Genomic DNA, 16,977 nt, shown 5'->3' on the forward strand with positions numbered 1-16,977 from the left:
CGGCCGTCGCCGTCGGTCGTCTCCGTCAGTTGACGACGTCGACCCCGTCGGGGGTCAGCTCCACGTCGTGGACGTGCGGCCCGTCCCCCACGGTCACATGCGCCGCCCGCGCTCCGTACGGGGAGGCCGACACCGCCAGCAGATAGGTGCCGGGCGACGGGACCGCCACGACGTACGCCCCGTCGGCGAGGGACGCCACCCGGTCCAGCTGCCGTCCGCCGGGGGTGAGCAGCGTGACGGACGCGCCCCGCACCGGCTCGCCCTCCGGGGTGCGGACGAAGCCGTGCACCACCGAGGCGGCTCCGTCCACCGCCTTCTCCTCCGGCGCGGGCACAGGCGCCGCATCGCCCTCCTCCTTCGGCTCGACCGCGAGGTGCGGCAGCCGCTTCTCCAGCCCGGCCGGGAGCCACCAGTTGGACCGCCCCAGCAGATGCATCACCGCCGGGACCAGCGCGGTGCGCAGCACGAACGCGTCCAGCGCGACCGCTGCGGCCAGTCCCACCCCGGCCATGGCGGCGCCGTAGTCGCCGCTGAGCACGAAGGCGAGGAAGACGCAGACCATGATGAGCGCGGCGGAGTTGATGACCCGGCTGGTCTCCGCGAGGCCGACCCGCACGGCGCGGGCGTTGTCCCGGGTGTGCACCCACTCCTCGTGCATCCGGCTCACCAGGAACACCTGGTAGTCCATGGAGAGCCCGAACAGCAGCGACAGCATGATGATCGGCAGGAACGACGCGATCGGGCCCTCCTTGCCGAGGCCCAGCACGTCCAGGCCGACACCCCACTGGCACACCGTCACCAGCACGCCGAACGAGGCCGCCGCCGCGAGCAGGTTCATCACGGCGGCCGTCAGCGGCACCACCAGGGAGCGGAACGCGAGGAGCAGGAGCAGGAAGCCGAGGCCGATGATCGTGCCGACGAACAGCGGGAGCCGGTCGCCGGTCACCGAGGCGAAGTCCTTGGACACCGCGGTCACGCCGCCGACATGGGCGTCGACGCCCGCGGCCGGGATGACGTCCTCCCGCAGGGTGTCGATCAGCCGGTCCGTCTCCACGTCCTGCGGGGAGGTGGTCGGCACCACCTGGATGACGCTGACGCCGTTCGCGGGCGGGGCCGCCGCCACCTGGGCGACGCCCTCGGTGTCCTCCACCGCCCGGATCAGCACGGTGGGCGCCTCGCCGTCCACGACCACCTGGAGCGGCCCGTTGAAGCCGGGTCCGAAGCCTTCGGCGAGCAGGTCGTACGCCTTACGGGTGGTGGTCGAGGCGTCGTCGTTGCCCTGGTCCACGGTGCCCAGGCGCAGCGACAGCAGCGGCACCGCGAGCGCGGCCATCAGCACCACCGCGACGGCGGCCACCGCGCGCGGCCTGCGCTGCACGGTCGCCGACCAGCGCGCGGCGAGACCGCTCACCTGCTCGCCCTTCGTCTCTGAAGCCGCGAGCTTGCGGCGCTGACGGCGGCTGAGCACCCGGTGCCCGAGCACACCGAGCAGCGCCGGCAGCAGGGTGATCGCGGCGAGCACGCTGAGCACCACCGTCAGGGACGTGCCGATGACCACGCCGTCCAGGAACCGCAGGTTCGTCACCAGCATCCCGGCGAGCGCGATGCACACCGTGCCGCCCGCGAACAGCACCGCCCGGCCGGAGGTGTTGAGCGCGGAGACCGCGGCCTCCTCCGGGTCCTTGCCGTTCAGGACGCCCTTGCGGTGCCGGGTGACGATGAACAGGGCGTAGTCGATGCCGACGCCCAGGCCGATCAACGTGGCCAGCAGTGACGCCAGTTCGGGGACGTCGGTGACATGGCTGATCAGCTGCGTGCCGAACATGCCGCCCGCGACGCCGAACACGGCGACCACGATCGGCAGCAGCATCGCGAACAGCGAGCCGAACGCGACGAACAGCACCACGGCCGCCGCGAGGATGCCGACCAGTTCGGCCGTGCCCGTCGGCGGCTCCTGGACGCGGGTGACGGCCTGGCCGCCCAGCTCCACCTGGAGCCCGTCGCCGGCCGCCGCCTGAGCCGTGTCGACGACGTCCCGCACCAGTTCCTTCGGCACCGCGTCCGCCTGCTCGGCGAACGTCACCTGTGCGTAGGCGATCCGCCCGTCCTCGCTGATCTGCGCCGCGCCCCGCCCGTCGTAGGGCCCGGCGACCGCGCCGACGCCCGCCATGCGCCCGATCTCCGCGAGCGCCTCCTCCATCCGGGAGCGCACCGCCGCGTCGCGCACGGTGCCCTCGTCGGTCTTCCACACCACGGTGTCCGTGTCCCCGGCGCGCTCCGGGAACGCCTGGCGCATCAGGTCGTGGGCGCGCTTGGAGTCCGTGTCCGGGAGGGAGAAGACCTCCGCGTAGTTCGTGCCCGCGCTGCTCGCCGTCACGCCCAGTCCGAACAGCGCCCCCGCCCACAGCACCAGGACCACCAGCCGATGCCGATAGCACCAGCGTGCCAATACCGCCACGTGTCCGCTCCTTGTCGCTCGGTCGGTCCCCCGGGTCCTGGCGACAGAATCGGCGGCGCCACCCGCCCGGGGACACGGCTCGCCCGGGACTCTCAAGGAACTCCAAAGCGACAACCCGTACTTCGGCGGACGGTCACGCCGATACTGGGGACATGACGACAGCTCCCGGCACCGTGCTGGTCGTGGAGGACGAGGAGAGCATCGCGGACGTCCTCGCGATCGCGCTGCGCTACCACCGCTTCGAGGTCATGACCGCGGGCACGGTCCGCGAGGCGCTCGCCCTCACCGAGCACACCCGGCCCGACTGCGCCCTCCTCGACGTGATGCTGCCGGACGGCGACGGCCGCGCCCTCGGCCGCGAACTGCGCGAGCGCAGGCCCGAGACGGCGCTCGTGTTCCTCACCGCGCGGGACGCCCCCGCGGAGATCGTCGGGGCGCTCGGGTTCGGCGACGACTACATCACCAAGCCGTTCCACATCGACGAGGTCGTCGCCCGCATCACGGCCGTGCTGCGCCGCACCCGCCCCGCCGACGTCCTCCCGCAGCGGGCGCCGCTGCGCCACGGCGACCTGGAGCTCGACGAGACGACGTACTCGGTGCGCCGCGCGGGCCGCAGCGTCGAGCTCACCCCGACCGAGTACGCGCTGCTGCGCTTCCTCGTGCGCAACGCCGGCCGGATCGTGCCCAAGGAGCAACTGCTGCGGCACGTCTGGCAGTACGAGCACGTCCCGCAGGAGTCGACCGTCGTGGAGACCTACATCAGCTATCTGCGGCGCAAGCTGGACACCCTCGGCCCGCCGGTCATCACCACCCGGCGCGGCGTCGGGTACGGGCTGACGTGACACCCCGCATACGCCCGCCGCGCCCCGGCCGCCCCCGGGTGCGGTCGCTGCGGGCGCAGCTCACGCTGGCGAACGTGGCGCTGCTGGCGCTGGGCATCGTCGCCGCGACCGCGGTGAGCGTGTTCGGGATGCGGTACTACCTGCTCGACCAGATCGACACGGAGCTGGTCCGCACCCGTGACTCCATCGGCGGCTCGGAGCTGACGCTGCGGCAGATCGACTCGCTGAGCGCGCTGCGTTTCCTCCGCGACCGGGTGGACCCGGAGTGGAACCAGGACGACGACGCCCCGGACTCCGTCTTCGCCGCCGTCGACCGTCAGGGCGAGCCGGTTCCCGTGTTCGGCTTCTCCCCGTCCCGCGCCCAGCGCGACCTGGCGGACGCCGTGGACGACCCGGACGCGCTGATCCGGGACCCCGAGCCGCGGGACCTCACCGTGCGGGGCCACGAGTACCGGGTCACCGGCACCCGCCTCGCCGACGGCACCGGCGTCCTCATCGCCGGCTCCACCGAGCCGCTGCACGCGGGCGTCGCCAAGGCGGTCAGGTTCGACCTGGCCATCGGCACACTGCTGCTGCTCGTGCTGGCCTGCCTCACCATGATGGCGGTACGGCGGCGGATGCGGCCGCTGGAGGACATGGTGGAGACGTCGTCGGCGATCGCCGAGGGCGACCTGACCCGGCGGGTGCCCTCCAGCTGCGACACGTCCCTGGAGGTGGAGCAGCTGCGGCTGGCGCTCAACTCGATGCTCCAGCAGGTGGAGTCGGCGTACCGCACCCGGGAGCGCAGCGCGGCACAGCTGCGGCGGTTCGTCGCCGACGCCTCCCACGAGCTGCGCACCCCGCTCGCCGCGATCCGCGGCTACCTCCAGCTCTACGAACGGGGCATGCTGCGCGACCCCACGGAACGCGAGCGGGCCTGGGACCGGATGACGGCCGAGTCCGACCGGATGGGACGCCTGGTCGACGAACTCCTGGTGCTGGCCCGCCTCGACCAGCGCCCGGAACTACGGAAGCGGAACATCGACGTGTGCCGGCTGGCCCGGGACGCGGCCCAGGACCTGCGGGTGCAGCAGCCGGACCGCCCGGTACGCGTGGACGCGGACGGCACGGTCCTGGTCCACGCCGACGAGGCGGGCCTGCGCCAGGTCCTGGGCAACCTCGTCGGCAACGTCCGCACCCACACCCCGGCGGACGTGCCGGTACGGCTCGGCGTGTCCCGCACGGAGGGCGAGGTGCGGCTGTGGGTCACGGACGAGGGCCCGGGCCTCACCCCGGAGGACGCGTCCCGCGTCTTCGACCGCTTCTTCCGCGCGGGCGGCGGCGCGGGCAGCGGGCTCGGCATGGCGATCGTGCAGGGTGTGGTGCGGGCGCACGGCGGCGAGGTCACCGTGGACACGGCACCCGGTGAGGGGCTGACGGTCACGGTGACGCTGCCGGCGTGCGGGGAGGCGGCGACCGACGTGGGGTGACCCGCCTCCGGCCCGCTTCTACGCCTGGCGGGAGGCCAGTTCGATCACCGTGATGTCCGAGGGGGCGCCCACCCGGGTGGGCGGGCCCCAGGCGCCGGCGCCTCGGCTGACGTAGAGCTGGGTGTCGCCGTAGCGGTCGAGGCCCGCCACGGTCGGGTTGGCGCTGCGGGCGATCAGGTTGCCCGGCCAGAGCTGGCCGCCGTGGGTGTGGCCGGAGAGCTGGAGGTCCACGCCGTGGTCCACGGCGTCGTGGATCTGCACCGGCTGGTGCGCGAGCAGCACGCAGGCCCTCGCGCGGTCCCGGTCGCCGAGGGCGCGGGCGAAGTCGGGGCCCTGGCCCTCGTCCTCGCCGGCGACGTCGTTCACGCCCGCGAGGTCGAAGTGGGGCAGCTCCGTGCGGGCGTTCTCCAGCGGGTTCAGGCCGAGCCGGCGGACCTCCTCGACCCACTGCCCGGCGCCGGAGAAGTACTCGTGGTTGCCGGTGACGAAGAACGACCCGTCACGCGCCCTCAGCTGGGCCAGCGGGGCGGCCGCCGGGCCGAGGTCCTTCACGCTGCCGTCCACCAGGTCGCCGACGACCGCGATCAGGTCGGGCTGCGTCGAGTTGATCGTGTCGACGACCTTCTGCGCGAAGCCGCGACCCAGCACCGGGCCCAGGTGGATGTCGCTGACCACGGCGATCCGGTAACCGTGCGCGGCGCGCGGCAGCTTGGCCAGCGGCACGGTGACCCGCTTGACCTTCGGCCCGCGCAGGACGCCGTACGTCCCGTACCCGACGGTCCCGACGGCGGCCGCGGCGGCGGCTCCGCCGACGACCCGGGAGACGAACAGCCGGCGCGAGGGACCGTCACCGGCACCGGCGGAGGTGATGTCCGTGGTCGCCGGTTCCTCCGCCGGCTCCGCGGCTTCGCTCTCCGCCCGGCCCGCCGGTATCGGCTCGCGGGCCGGCGCCGGGGCCGACACGGACGCCCGGGCCCGCCGCTCCAGCACCCTCCGCAGCACGGGACGGACCAACTCACCGACCAGCAGGGCCAGCAGCAGGTACAGGGTGAGGGCCAGCCACAGGTAGCCCGGCCAGGCCAGCACGCGCGTGAGGGCGAACGGCGCCTCCGTGCGGGAGGTGACCATCGCGCCGATGAACAGCAGCCACCCTCCGACGATCACCGCCGCGCCGATACGGCGCACGTGGCCGGGCCCCGCCGTGGTGTCCCGGAACAGCCGGCGCCACACGTACCAGTTGCCCGTCACCAGGACGGCGAGGACCAGCAGTGCGACAAGTACGAAGACGATGGCCACGAGGCGGACTTCCCCTGTTTCCCGTTACGGCGTCACGAGGTCCGTGACGTCCGGCTCAATGCGCGCAGGCCGCGCAACCCGATGCCCCCGACGACCGTCCCCAGTACGAAGGAGACGACGGCGAGCGTCAGGTGAACGAAGAAGTACGCCGTGGGGTGCCCGTCGTCGAAGGCGAGCCCACTGCTGTCCTTGACCAGGTTCTTGACGAAAGTGATCCAGATGACCCAGCTCCACACCCCGAAGGCGAGCAGGAACCAGGAGACGGGGCGGCTGAGCTTCATACGTCCAGTATCGCCGCGCGGTGTCCGGTTCCCTTCGCGGGGTGGGGACCGGGCCGGGACGTCCGTGAAGATGGCATGTACCTTGCGGACCGTGCCCGCTACCGAGAAGACCGTCCGGCGCTCCGCGCTGGTCGCCTCCGCCGTCCTGCTGTCCACCGCGCTGACAGCGCCCGCCGCCCTCGCGGCGCCCGGCCCGAAGCCGTCCGCCACTCCCCCGGCGCACACGTCGATCGTGGGCGGCGAGCGGCTGGCGAAGCCCGGGACCCAGGTGAACCTGGCCGCCGGGGTGCCGGTGCTGCCCAAGGAGCTGTCCGCGCGGTCGTGGATCGTCGCGGACGCCGAGAGCGGTGAGGTGCTCGCCGCGCACAACGCGCACTGGCGGCTGGCCCCGGCGAGCACCCTGAAGATGCTGTTCGCCGACACGCTGCTGCCGAAGTGGCCGCGGACCACCACGCATCGGGTGGAGCCGTCGGACCTGGCGGGTGTCGGCGCCGGGTCCAGCATGGTGGGCGTCAAGGAGGACGAGACGTACTCCGTCCACGACCTGTGGCTGGGCGTGTTCCTGCGCTCCGGCAATGACGCCGTGCACGTGCTGTCCGCGATGAACGGCGGCGTGGACAAGACCGTCCAGGAGATGAACGAGCACGCCAAGGAGCTGCAGGCACTCGACACGCACGCCGTCAGCCCCGACGGCTACGACGCCCCGGGCCAGGTGTCCTCCGCGTACGACCTGACCCTGATCGCCCGCTCCGGGCTGCAGAAGAAGGACTTCCGGGAGTACTGCTCGACCGTGCGGGCGCAGTTCCCCGGGGAGACGAAGAAGAACAAGAAGGGCAAGCGGGTCCGCGGCTCCTTCGAGATCCAGAACACCAACCGGCTGCTCAGCGGCGACTACGACGTGCCCGTCTACCAGGGCATAGCCGGGGTGAAGAACGGCAACACCACCAACGCCGGCGCCACCTTCACCGGCGTCGCCGAACGCGACGGCAAGGTGCTGCTGGTCACCGTGATGAACCCGCAGAAGAAGGGGTCGAACGGGGTCTACAAGGAGACCGCGCGCCTCTTCGACTGGGGCTTCGCCGCGGCCGGCAAGGTCGAGCCGGTGGGCGAGCTGGTGCCGCCGAAGAGCGTCGAGGAGGCGAACGCCGCGGCCGGTCCGTCCGCGTCGCCCGGCCAGGCGGGCGGCGGCACGGGCGCCGGGTCGAAGCCGGTGGCGAGCGCGGACACGGGCGGCGGCGCCGACGGCATGGGTGTGGCACTCGGCATCGCGGGCGGTGTGGTGGTGCTGCTCGCGGGCGGCGCGTTCCTGGTCAACCGGCGCTGGCCGCTGCCGGACCTGGTGCGCCGCCGTCCTCGTCCGTGATCTCGTCGGCCTCGTCCTCCTTGCCCGGCGTGGCCGTCCAGGCCGCGCAGAACAGGACGAGTTTCGTGGTGAGGTTGATCCACAGCAGCAGCGCCACGGGGACGCCGAACGCGCCGTACATGCTCTTCGCGGCGACGCCCTGGATGTAGCCGCTGAGCAGCAGCTTCAGCAGTTCGAAGCCGACGGCGCCGGTGAGCGCGGCCACGGTCACCCGGCGCCGGGACGGCTGGACTCCGGGCAGCAGGGTGAGGACGTAGAGCAGGAGCAGGAAGTCGGTGCCGGCGGCGACGGCGAACGCGGCGGTCTGCAGCACCACTCCGCCCCAGCCTCCCTTCTCGAGCCCGGCGGCGTCGCTGATCCGGCCGACCAGGGCGGTGGCGACGGCGGACGCGGCCAGTGTGACGAGGACCGCCCCGCCGAGACCGACGAGGATGCCCGCGTCCTTGCCCTTGCGCAGCAGGGGGTTCTCGTCGTCGTCGGGCAGTTCCCACACCACGCGCAGGCACTCCCGCATGAGGCCGGCCCAGCTGATCCCGGTGAACACCAGGGCGGCGCCGGCGATCAGGCCGACGGTGCCCGCGTTGTCCGCCAGCTCCCCGACGTCGAGCTGGTCGGAGATGCCGGGCACCTGGTCGGTGATGGTGTTCTGAAGGGCGTCCTGGCGCTCCTTGCCGAGGGTCGCCGCGCCGATCGCGGCGGCCACGGTCAGCAGCGGGAACAGCGCGACGAAGCTGCGGAACGTCATCGCCGCGGCGAGCCGCGTCCAGTGCACCCGGTCCAGCCGCTCGAACGACCGCCACGCGTGCGTGAGCGACAGCCGGGTCACCCACGGCCCCACCACCGGGAGCTTTTTCAGCCAGTCCACGAACCGACTCTGCCCGCGTCACGGAAGACCAATGTCCTGGTTCCCCAGAAACGGACGACTGTGGCGAGCGCCATGCCCACGACCGCCCCGGACACGGTGTCCGCGCGCTGCGAGGTGTAGCCGAGCCCGTAGTGGCTGACGGCGAGGCAGAGGAGCTGTACGGCGGCGCCTGCGAGGTTGACGGCGAAGAACAGGGCGTAGGGGCGGGCGCCGCGCACGCGCCGGTCGCGGTAGGTGCCGTGGGCGTTGGCCGTGTAGGCGACGGTGCAGCCGGCGACGAAGGACAGCGCCTTCGCTGTGAGCGGCCCGAGTCCGCCGGGGCCGCGCAGATACGTGAAGAGGGCGAGGTCGACGGCGTAGGCGAGGAGTCCCGCGGTCGCGAAGCCGAGGAGCTCCCGCCGGTGCCTGCGCAGGCGGTCCCTCACCAGTCGGCCACCGCCGCGGCGTACATCGCCGCCCACACCAGGCCGATGAGGGCGAGGGCGCGGTCGCCGAGCACCACGTCCTCCGGTTCGCCCGCGGTGCCCCGGTCGGCGAAGACGGCGTAGCGCAGCACGGCGAGGACGAAGGCGACGACGGACAGCTGGCGCCAGGGCAGCACGCTGGTGTGCGGCACGCCGCCCTCCTCCAGGGCCCACAGGCAGTAGCCGAGGACGGCGACCCCGGCCGCGAGCTGCCACACGAACCGCAGGTAGCCGGTGGTGTACTCGGTGAGCAGCGCGCGCGTCGCGCCCCCGTTCCCGGCGAGCTGCACGGCCTCGGAGTAGCGCTTGGCGGCGACCATGAACAGCGCGCCGAAGCCGGTGGTGATGAGGAACCAGCGGGACAGCGGGATGCCGAGGGCGAGCCCGCCTGCCGTCGCGCGCATCACGAACCCGGCGGTGACGACGGCGAGGTCGACGACCAGGACGTGCTTGAGGCTGACGCAGTAGGCGAGTTGCATCACGAGGTAGCCGGCGAGCAGCGCGGCCAGCTCGGGCGGGCACAGCAGCGCGGCGGCGGCCGGGGCGAGCACGCCGAGGGTGATCCCGGCGGCGTAGGCGACGGGCACCGGGACCTGTCCGGCGGCGACGGGGCGGCGGCACTTGACGGGGTGGGCGCGGTCGGCCTCGGCGTCGCGCGCGTCGTTGACCAGGTAGACGGCGGCGGCGCAGGCGGTGAACAGCACGAACACCAGGGCGAGCCGGGTCAGGGCGTGCGCGGTGAAGAGGACGCCCGCGGCGGCCGGGGCGGCGGCCACGAGGACGTTCTTGACCCACTGCTTGGGGCGCGCGGTGCGCAGCAGACCGATGAGGAGCCCGCCCCGGGAGGACGGCGCGGCCTGTCCGCGGTCGGAGCGCTCGCGCAGCAGCGTCACGCCGTGCCTCCCGTCATCCAGCGGGCGCCGAGCCGGGCGGTGAGCGCGCCGAGGGCGGCGCCGGCGGCGACGTCCGACGGGTAGTGGACGCCGGCCACCAGCCGGGACACGCACACGGCGGCGGCCAGCGGCGGCACCGCGCGGGAGCCGAGCGCGCCGAAGGCGACGGCGGCGGCCGCGGCGGAGGTGGCGTGGGAGCTGGGGAAGGAGTGGCGTCCGACGGTGCCGACGAGCGGTTCGACGTGCGCCGGGCGGGGGCGGCGCACGACCCGCTTCACCACCGAACTCGTCGCGTGCGCGGCCGCGGTGAGCGCGGTGGCGCGCAGCCAGGCGCCGCGCCGGGGACGGTCCACGACGGCGCCCGCGAGGCCCGCCGCGACCCACACGGCGCCGTGCTCCCCCGCCCAGGACAGGGCGCGCGCGGCGCCGGCGACGCGCGGGTCGGAGCCGCACGCCCTGAGCGCGGAGACGATCCGGTGGTCCACCCCGTGGAGACCGCGGGGCCGGAAGAGGTCGTGCTGGTCGTCCATGTGGCTCACTGTTCACCCCCGGCGCACCGGAATTCCATCGCTTCGGGACGACATCCCATTAATCACCCGTTTCGGGGACGGGATTGACGTTTCAAAACCAACAGCTCACAGAGGGGCGATACGGTCGCCGTCATGCCTGCCGACACCGTTTCCGTCACGGGGTGGGGCCGCACCGCTCCGTCCTCCGCCCGGCTGGTCCGTCCGCGGACGTTCGAGGAGGCCGCCCTCGCCGTCCGGGGGTGCGGGGCGCGCGGCGGCATCGCGCGCGGCCTCGGCCGGGCGTACGGGGACGCCGCGCAGAACGCGGGCGGCGAGGTCTTCGACATGACCGGCCTGGACCGGATCCACGCGATCGACGCCGACGGCGGCACCGTGCTGTGCGACGCGGGCGTGTCCCTGCACCGGCTGATGGAGGTGCTGCTGCCGCTCGGCTGGTTCGTGCCGGTGACGCCCGGCACCCGGTACGTGACGGTCGGCGGGGCGATCGGCGCCGACATCCACGGCAAGAACCACCACGTCAGCGGGTCCTTCTCGCGCCATGTGCTGTCGTTCGAACTGCTCACCGCCGACGGGCAGGTGCGCACGGTGGTGCCGGGCACGCCGCTGTTCGAGGCGACCGCGGGCGGCATGGGCCTGACCGGGGTGATCCTCACCGCGACGGTCCGCCTCCAGCCCGTGCGCACCACCTGGATGTCCGTCGACACCGAACGCGCCTCCGACCTCGACGACCTGATGGCCCGTCTCGCCGACACCGACCACCGCTACCGCTACTCGGTCGCCTGGATCGACCTGCTGGCGCGCGGCAGGGCCACCGGCCGCGCGGTCCTCACCCGCGGCGACCACGCCCCGCTGGAGGCCCTGCCGCGCGCCGCCCGCCGTGAGCCGCTGTCGTTCCGCACCTCGCGCCTGCCCGCGGCGCCCTCCTTCGTGCCGGAGGGGCTGCTGAGCCGGACGACCGTGGGGCTGTTCAACGAGCTGTGGTTCCGCAAGGCGCCCCGCGCCCGGACCGGGGAGCTTCAGCGCATCCCCGCGTTCTTCCACCCCCTGGACGGGGTGCCGCACTGGAACCGGATCTACGGGCGGGGCGGGTTCGTGCAGTACCAGTTCGTCGTCGGGCACGGCCGGGAGGACACCCTGCGCCGGATCGTGCGCCGGATCTCGCAGCGCCGCTGCCCGTCGTTCCTCGCCGTCCTCAAGCGGTTCGGGGACGCCGACCCGGGCTGGCTGTCGTTCCCGGTGCCGGGCTGGACCCTGGCGCTGGACATCCCCGCGTCGCTGCCCGGCCTCGGCGCCTTCCTCGACGAGCTCGACGAGGAGGTCGCCGCGGCGGGCGGTCGCGTCTACCTCGCCAAGGACTCCCGGCTGCGCCCCGACCTGCTCGCGGCCATGTACCCCCGGCTGGACGACTTCCGCGCCCTGCGCGCCGAGCTGGACCCGCGCGGGGTGTTCACCTCGGACCTGTCCCGCCGCCTGTGTCTGTGACCCCCTCCCCTCTCCCGGCCCCCTGAGGAGCTGTCGTGAAGGACGCCTTCGGCCTCCCCCAGTCCCTGCTCGTGCTCGGCGGTACGTCCGAGATCGCGCTGGCGGTCACGCGGCGGCTGATCGCCCGCCGCACCCGCACGGTGTGGCTGGCCGGCCGCCCCTCCCCCGGCCTCGACGAGGCGGCCGGACAGCTGCGCGCGCTCGGCGCCGAGGTGCACACCGTGGACTTCGACGCGCTCGACCCGGCCGGGCACGAGGACGCGCTGGGCAAGGTTTTCGCCGAGGGCGACGTCGACATGGTGCTGCTCGCCTTCGGCACGCTCGGCGACCAGGCCCGCGACGAGCGGGACCCTCAGGCCGCGGTGCGGGTCGCGCAGACCAACTACACCGGCGCGGTCTCCGCGGGCCTGGTCTGCGCGGGCGCGCTCCAGGCGCAGGGGCACGGCTCGCTGGTGGTGCTGTCGTCCGTCGCGGGCGAGCGGGCCCGCCGCGCCAACTTCATCTACGGCTCCAGCAAGGCCGGCCTGGACGCGTTCGCGCAGGGCCTCGGCGACGCCCTGTACGGCACGGGCGTGCATGTGATGGTGGTGCGCCCCGGGTTCGTGCGCACGCGGATGACGGCGGGGCTGCCCGAGGCGCCCCTGGCGACCACCCCGGAGGCGGTGGCGACGGCCGTGGAGCTGGGGCTGCGGCGCCGCTCGGAGACGGTGTGGGTGCCGGGCGCGCTGCGCGTGGTGATGTCGGCGCTGCGGCATCTGCCGCGCGGCGTGTTCCGCCGGCTGCCGGTGTGAGACCCGGCAGCCCGGGTCAACGCGCGGAGACCGAGCCCCGGTCGACGTGTCCGGCCTGCGGGGGCACCACGACGGTCCCGAAGGGGAAGTCGCGCAGCTTGCGCCACACCGCGTCGGCGCCCTGCTCGTAGAGCGCGAACCCGGTGCAGGGCCACTCGGCCTCGTACCCGGCGAGGTCCTCGTAGGCGCGGTCCATGGCGGCCTCGTCGATGCCGTGCGCCACGGTGACGTGCGGGTGGTACGGGAACTGCAGCTCGCGGGCGACCGGTCCGGCGGGGTCGCGGACCTGCTGCTGCAGCCGCGTGCAGGCCTCGGCGCCCTCGACGACCCGGACGTACACCACCGGCGACAGCGGCCGGAAGGTGCCCGTGCCCGACAGTCTCATCGGGAACGGCCTGCCCGCCGCGGCGACCTCCGCGAGGTGCGCCTCGACGGCCGGGACGGCCGTGTCGGCCACCTCTGTCGGCGGCAGCAGGGTGACGTGCGTGGGGATGCCGTAGGCGGCGGCGTCGCCGAAGCCCGCGCGCAGCTGCTGAAGCCGGCTGCCGTGAGGCTCCGGGACCGCGATCGACACGCCGATCGTTACGGTCCCCACGTCGTCTCCTGTCGTTGTGGTGGTGAAGCGCGGTGGTGGAGCGGGTGCGCGTCCGGGTGACCGCCGGAGCGGTCACCCGTCCTCGACTGTACGACCACGACCCGGATGCGGGCAGGCGCAGACGGAGTGATGTACAGCGCTGTGCGGTGGTACGGACGGGGCCCGTGGGCCCGTTCAGCGCGCCGGTGCCGTGCCCGGCGCGGTGCTGTCAGTGCTTGGCGGGCAGGAAGCCGACCCGCTCGTACGCCTGCGCGAGGGTCTCGGCGGCGACGGCGCGCGCCTTCTCGGCCCCCTTGGCGAGGATCGAGTCGAGCGTCTCCGGGTCGTCCAGGTACTGCTGCGTGCGCTCCCGGAACGGGGTCACGAACTCGACCATGACCTCGGCCAGGTCCGTCTTGAGCGCGCCGTAGCCCTTGCCCTCGTACTTCGCCTCCAGCTCCGGGATGCCGGTGCCGGTGAGGGTCGAGTAGATCGTGAGCAGGTTGCTGACACCCGGCTTCTCCGCCACGTCGTAGCGGATCACCGTGTCGGTGTCGGTGACGGCGCTCTTGACCTTCTTGGCGGTGGTCTTCGGCTCGTCGAGCAGGTTGATCAGGCCCTTGGGCGTCGACGCCGACTTGCTCATCTTGACCGCCGGGTCCTGGAGGTCGTAGATCTTCGCCGTCTCCTTGAGGATGTACGGCTTCGGAAGCGTGAACGTGTCGCCGAACCGGCCGTTGAAGCGCGTGGCGAGGTCGCGGGTCAGCTCGATGTGCTGGCGCTGGTCCTCGCCCACCGGCACCTCGTTCGCCTGGTAGAGCAGGATGTCCGCGACCTGGAGGATCGGGTACGTGAACAGGCCGACGGAGGCGCGGTCGGCTCCCTGCTTGGCGGACTTGTCCTTGAACTGGGTCATGCGGGAGGCCTCGCCGAAGCCGGTGAGGCAGTTCATCACCCACGCGAGCTGGGCGTGCTCCGGCACATGGCTCTGCACGAAGAGCGTGCAGCGGTCCGGGTCGAGCCCGGCGGCCAGCAGCTGGGCCGTGGCGAGCCGGGTGTTGGCCCGCAGCTCCTCGGGGTCCTGCGGGACCGTGATCGCGTGCAGGTCGACGACCATGTAGAAGGCGTCGTGGGTCTCCTGGAGCGCCACCCACTGGCGGACGGCACCGAGGTAGTTGCCGAGGTGGAAGGAGCCTGCTGTGGGCTGAATTCCGGAGAGCACGCGGGGTCGGTCAGTCGCCATGCTGCCCATTCTCTCAGGTTCCGCGGGGCGGTCCGGAACGAGTCCGGAACAGGCGGGAACCGATCCGTTCCGCGCGGTGTAACAAGAGAGTGAGGACGCGGGAGGGGGGCCGCATCGTCGATGAGGCCGCGGTGATCGCACGCGTACGCGCCGGGCAGCCGGAGGCGTACGCGGAGCTGGTGCGCGCCCATACGGGCATCGCGCTCAGGGCGGCCGCCGCGCTCGGGGCGGGGCCGGACGCGGAGGACGTGGTGCAGCAGGCCTTCGTCAAGGCGTACTGCGCGCTGGGGCGGTTCCGGGACGGCGCGGCCTTCCGGCCGTGGCTGCTGTCCATCGTGGCCAATGAGACGAGGAACACAGTGCGCGCGGCGGCACGCAGGACGACCCTGGCCGGCCGGGAGGCGGCCCTCGTCGGGGCGGAGCCGGTGATACCGGAGTCGGCCGACCCCGCCGTCGCCACGCTGGAGACCGAGCGCCGCGCGGCCCTGCTGGCCGCCCTGGAGAAGCTGAGCGAGGAGCACCGGCTGGTCGTCACCTACCGCTATCTGCTGGAGATGGACGAGCGGGAGACCGCCGAGGCCCTGGGCTGGCCCCGCGGCACGGTGAAGTCCCGGCTGAACCGCGCCCTGCGCAGGCTCCAGCGGCTGCTCCCGGAAGGGGGTGCGCCGGCGTGAGCGGACGGCAGGAGGAGGAGCTGCGGCGCCTGCGCGAGGAGCTGCGGGCCTACGGCCGCTCGCTGGACGGGACGGCCGGCGGGGAGACGATGGCCGAGCGGGTGGTCGCCCGGATACTCGCGGAGCAGCTCCCCGTCCCGGAGCCGCCCTCCCGGTCCCGCGTGCGTGCGGTCCGCCACTGGTCGCGCACCCGCTGGCGCTCCCTGCTGGCCGCCCTGTGCGGTCTGCTGACGGTGCTGGTGCTGACGCCCCCGGTGCGGGCGACGGTGAGCGACTGGTTCGGCTTCCACGGCGTCCAGGTACGGCACGACCCGTCGGCGGTCCCGTCCCCGGACGCCCGGGTGCCGGACTGCACCGCTCCGGTACGGCTGGAGGAGGCGGCCCGGCGGGCGGGCTTCTCGCCCGTGGTCCCGGAGGCGCTGGGCCCGCCGGACACGGTCTCGGTGGCCGCGCTGCCGCACGGGCGGACCTTGATCAGCCTGTGCTGGAGGGACACCACCGGCCGGACGATCCGCCTGGACCAGTTCCCGGGCCGACTGGACTTCACGTTCACGAAGACGGTCCGGGAGCAGCCGGAGTGGCTGGACGTGGGGGGCCAGGGGTTGTGGTTCCCACGGGCGCATGTGCTGACGTTCTGGATGGTGGACGGGGCGGGGCGCAGGTTCACGCGGGAGGAACGGACGGCGGGGCCGACGTTGCTGTGGAGCCCGGCGGGCCGGGTCACCCTCCGCCTGGAGGGGGTGGAGTCCCGCGTGCGGGCGCGAGAGATAGCGACGTCCATCACCCCCGAGTCCGGCAGGTGACCGCCCTCTTCCCCCACGCCCCGGGGGTCCGTCCCGGACCGGCGATTCCAGCCCGTCCGGCGTTTGAGGACGAGGCCGGCCAGGGCCGATGAGGGGGCCTGGGGCGCAGCCCCAGGGACGGGAAGGGAAGGGGCGGCGGGGGCGGGAAACCCCATGGGAACCCCGACGGACCGACCGGTGTATCAAAAGTGACAGGCGGCTCACGGAAAGAGCCGCACGAGGTTCGACATCCCTATGGGGGGACCGCCATGCACACCTGGAAGGACGGCACCAGACGGCACCTGACGGCGATCCTGATCGCCACCCTCGCCCTGCTCACCTGGACCACCCCACCCGCCACCGCCGGAGGCCCCACCAGCGTCCTCATCGTCTCGGCGACCACCGGCAAAACCGCCAGCCTGTACTACGCCGACAAGCGCTACACAGAACTCGAGCGCCTGCTCGGCCCCCTGCACCAGGGCACCCGCACCAGGCCGCCCCACCTCGCCACGGCCTCCGGCCAGCACATCAACGTGACGTGGATGGTCCACGACGTGACCCCGTGGCGGGTGGACCAGATCGCCCTCCCCGACGGCAGTCAGGACGCCTGGATACACACGTCCACCCGCATCACGGACGGCAACGACGGCGCCTGGCACCGCGCCAAGCAGCCGGCGAAGCTCCGCGCCCTGCTCGCCCAGTTGGGCGTGACGGCCACCGGCGCCTCCGCGCCCGCGGCGCAGCCGACCCCGCGTGAGGACCTGCACACAGCCCCCACGCCGGCGGCGGCCTCCGCCACGGACGACGACACCGGCGGAGCGCTCTGGTGGTGGGCGGTACCGGGCCTGGCGACGGGAGCCGTCCTGGCCCTGGTACTGCGCCCGTACGCGCTCCGGGGCGCGGCCGCCGTACGCGACCGCGGGAACCGAGGGAGCGACGGCCCCCGCCAGGAACTCCTGGACGTGTGACG

Annotated in this window: 17 protein-coding genes; 8 read left to right on the forward strand and 9 right to left on the reverse strand. The window is 73.4% G+C overall.

The features are described from left to right. Positions 1-25: 25 nt before the first annotated feature. Positions 26-2,449: an MMPL family transporter gene (locus ACQY0Z_RS02880; RefSeq protein WP_439813341.1), complete on the reverse strand. Its 2,424-nt coding sequence runs from the start codon at positions 2,447-2,449 to the stop codon at positions 26-28. Positions 2,450-2,610: 161 nt separating this feature from the next. Between ACQY0Z_RS02880 and ACQY0Z_RS02885 the strand changes: the two genes are divergently transcribed. Together ACQY0Z_RS02885 and ACQY0Z_RS02890 are read left to right on the forward strand one after the other, a co-directional pair. Continuing rightward, positions 2,611-3,300 carry a response regulator transcription factor gene (locus ACQY0Z_RS02885; RefSeq protein WP_254587005.1) on the forward strand — a complete coding sequence of 230 codons (690 nt, stop codon included), beginning with the start codon at positions 2,611-2,613 and terminating at the stop codon, positions 3,298-3,300. Further along, positions 3,297-4,769: a HAMP domain-containing sensor histidine kinase gene (locus ACQY0Z_RS02890; protein WP_347224765.1), complete on the forward strand. Its 1,473-nt coding sequence runs from the start codon at positions 3,297-3,299 to the stop codon at positions 4,767-4,769. Before ACQY0Z_RS02885 ends, ACQY0Z_RS02890 begins: the two co-directional genes overlap by 4 nt. An 18-nt stretch (positions 4,770-4,787) precedes the next feature. On the opposite strand, the gene ACQY0Z_RS02895 is transcribed toward ACQY0Z_RS02890, so the two are convergent. Together ACQY0Z_RS02895 and ACQY0Z_RS02900 are read right to left on the reverse strand one after the other, a co-directional pair. Then, positions 4,788-6,065 carry a metallophosphoesterase gene (locus tag ACQY0Z_RS02895; protein ID WP_439811795.1) on the reverse strand — a complete coding sequence of 426 codons (1,278 nt, stop codon included), beginning with the start codon at positions 6,063-6,065 and terminating at the stop codon, positions 4,788-4,790. Between the two features lie 32 nt (positions 6,066-6,097). Continuing rightward, positions 6,098-6,346: an SCO4848 family membrane protein gene (locus tag ACQY0Z_RS02900; protein ID WP_048457923.1), complete on the reverse strand. Its 249-nt coding sequence runs from the start codon at positions 6,344-6,346 to the stop codon at positions 6,098-6,100. 91 nt (positions 6,347-6,437) lie between these two features. Here ACQY0Z_RS02900 and ACQY0Z_RS02905 point away from each other — a divergent pair, with 91 nt between their 5' ends. Next, positions 6,438-7,709 carry a D-alanyl-D-alanine carboxypeptidase family protein gene (locus ACQY0Z_RS02905; protein WP_439811796.1) on the forward strand — a complete coding sequence of 424 codons (1,272 nt, stop codon included), beginning with the start codon at positions 6,438-6,440 and terminating at the stop codon, positions 7,707-7,709. Here the strand turns inward: ACQY0Z_RS02905 and ACQY0Z_RS02910 are convergent. From ACQY0Z_RS02910 to ACQY0Z_RS02925, 4 genes are read right to left on the reverse strand one after another with little or no spacing between them, the layout of a single operon-like run. Beyond that, the gene (locus ACQY0Z_RS02910; RefSeq protein WP_439811797.1) at positions 7,657-8,574 is read right to left on the reverse strand and encodes a YihY/virulence factor BrkB family protein; all 918 of its coding nucleotides are present in this window, start codon (positions 8,572-8,574) and stop codon (positions 7,657-7,659) included. The genes ACQY0Z_RS02905 and ACQY0Z_RS02910 overlap by 53 nt on opposite strands. Next, positions 8,562-8,999 carry a GtrA family protein gene (locus ACQY0Z_RS02915; RefSeq protein WP_189898703.1) on the reverse strand — a complete coding sequence of 146 codons (438 nt, stop codon included), beginning with the start codon at positions 8,997-8,999 and terminating at the stop codon, positions 8,562-8,564. Before ACQY0Z_RS02915 ends, ACQY0Z_RS02910 begins: the two co-directional genes overlap by 13 nt. Then, the gene (locus tag ACQY0Z_RS02920; protein WP_189898704.1) at positions 8,996-9,931 is read right to left on the reverse strand and encodes a decaprenyl-phosphate phosphoribosyltransferase; all 936 of its coding nucleotides are present in this window, start codon (positions 9,929-9,931) and stop codon (positions 8,996-8,998) included. Before ACQY0Z_RS02920 ends, ACQY0Z_RS02915 begins: the two co-directional genes overlap by 4 nt. Then, positions 9,928-10,461, reverse strand: coding sequence for a phosphatase PAP2 family protein (locus tag ACQY0Z_RS02925; RefSeq protein WP_189898706.1), 534 nt, complete (start codon positions 10,459-10,461; stop codon positions 9,928-9,930). Before ACQY0Z_RS02925 ends, ACQY0Z_RS02920 begins: the two co-directional genes overlap by 4 nt. A 132-nt stretch (positions 10,462-10,593) precedes the next feature. Between ACQY0Z_RS02925 and ACQY0Z_RS02930 the strand changes: the two genes are divergently transcribed. Both ACQY0Z_RS02930 and ACQY0Z_RS02935 read left to right on the forward strand, forming a co-directional pair. Then, complete coding sequence (locus tag ACQY0Z_RS02930; RefSeq protein WP_347224768.1) at positions 10,594-11,943, forward strand: FAD-binding oxidoreductase; 1,350 nt, start codon at positions 10,594-10,596, stop codon at positions 11,941-11,943. A 35-nt stretch (positions 11,944-11,978) separates the two neighbouring features. Then, on the forward strand, positions 11,979-12,734 hold the full coding sequence (locus tag ACQY0Z_RS02935; protein WP_189898709.1) for a decaprenylphospho-beta-D-erythro-pentofuranosid-2-ulose 2-reductase: 756 nt from the start codon (positions 11,979-11,981) through the stop codon (positions 12,732-12,734). A 16-nt stretch (positions 12,735-12,750) separates the two neighbouring features. On the opposite strand, the gene ACQY0Z_RS02940 is transcribed toward ACQY0Z_RS02935, so the two are convergent. Both ACQY0Z_RS02940 and trpS read right to left on the reverse strand, forming a co-directional pair. After that, positions 12,751-13,329, reverse strand: coding sequence for a 2'-5' RNA ligase family protein (locus ACQY0Z_RS02940; RefSeq protein WP_033272355.1), 579 nt, complete (start codon positions 13,327-13,329; stop codon positions 12,751-12,753). Between the two features lie 208 nt (positions 13,330-13,537). Further along, positions 13,538-14,551: a tryptophan--tRNA ligase gene (trpS, locus tag ACQY0Z_RS02945; RefSeq protein WP_037779619.1), complete on the reverse strand. Its 1,014-nt coding sequence runs from the start codon at positions 14,549-14,551 to the stop codon at positions 13,538-13,540. A gap of 131 nt (positions 14,552-14,682) precedes the next feature. Here trpS and ACQY0Z_RS02950 point away from each other — a divergent pair, with 131 nt between their 5' ends. The 3 genes from ACQY0Z_RS02950 (at position 14,683) to ACQY0Z_RS02960 (ending at position 16,975) form a co-directional block, all read left to right on the forward strand. After that, positions 14,683-15,225 carry an RNA polymerase sigma factor gene (locus tag ACQY0Z_RS02950; protein ID WP_254587011.1) on the forward strand — a complete coding sequence of 181 codons (543 nt, stop codon included), beginning with the start codon at positions 14,683-14,685 and terminating at the stop codon, positions 15,223-15,225. Further along, entirely contained in the window at positions 15,222-16,028 is an 807-nt protein-coding gene (locus ACQY0Z_RS02955) for a hypothetical protein (RefSeq protein WP_189898713.1), read from the forward strand. Before ACQY0Z_RS02950 ends, ACQY0Z_RS02955 begins: the two co-directional genes overlap by 4 nt. Before the next feature lie 248 nt (positions 16,029-16,276). Continuing rightward, positions 16,277-16,975, forward strand: coding sequence for a hypothetical protein (locus ACQY0Z_RS02960; protein ID WP_189898715.1), 699 nt, complete (start codon positions 16,277-16,279; stop codon positions 16,973-16,975). The last annotated feature ends 2 nt before the right edge of the window (positions 16,976-16,977 follow it).

This window comes from Streptomyces sp. P9-2, from assembly GCF_051903975.1.
GTDB lineage: Bacteria > Actinomycetota > Actinomycetes > Streptomycetales > Streptomycetaceae > Streptomyces > Streptomyces cellulosae.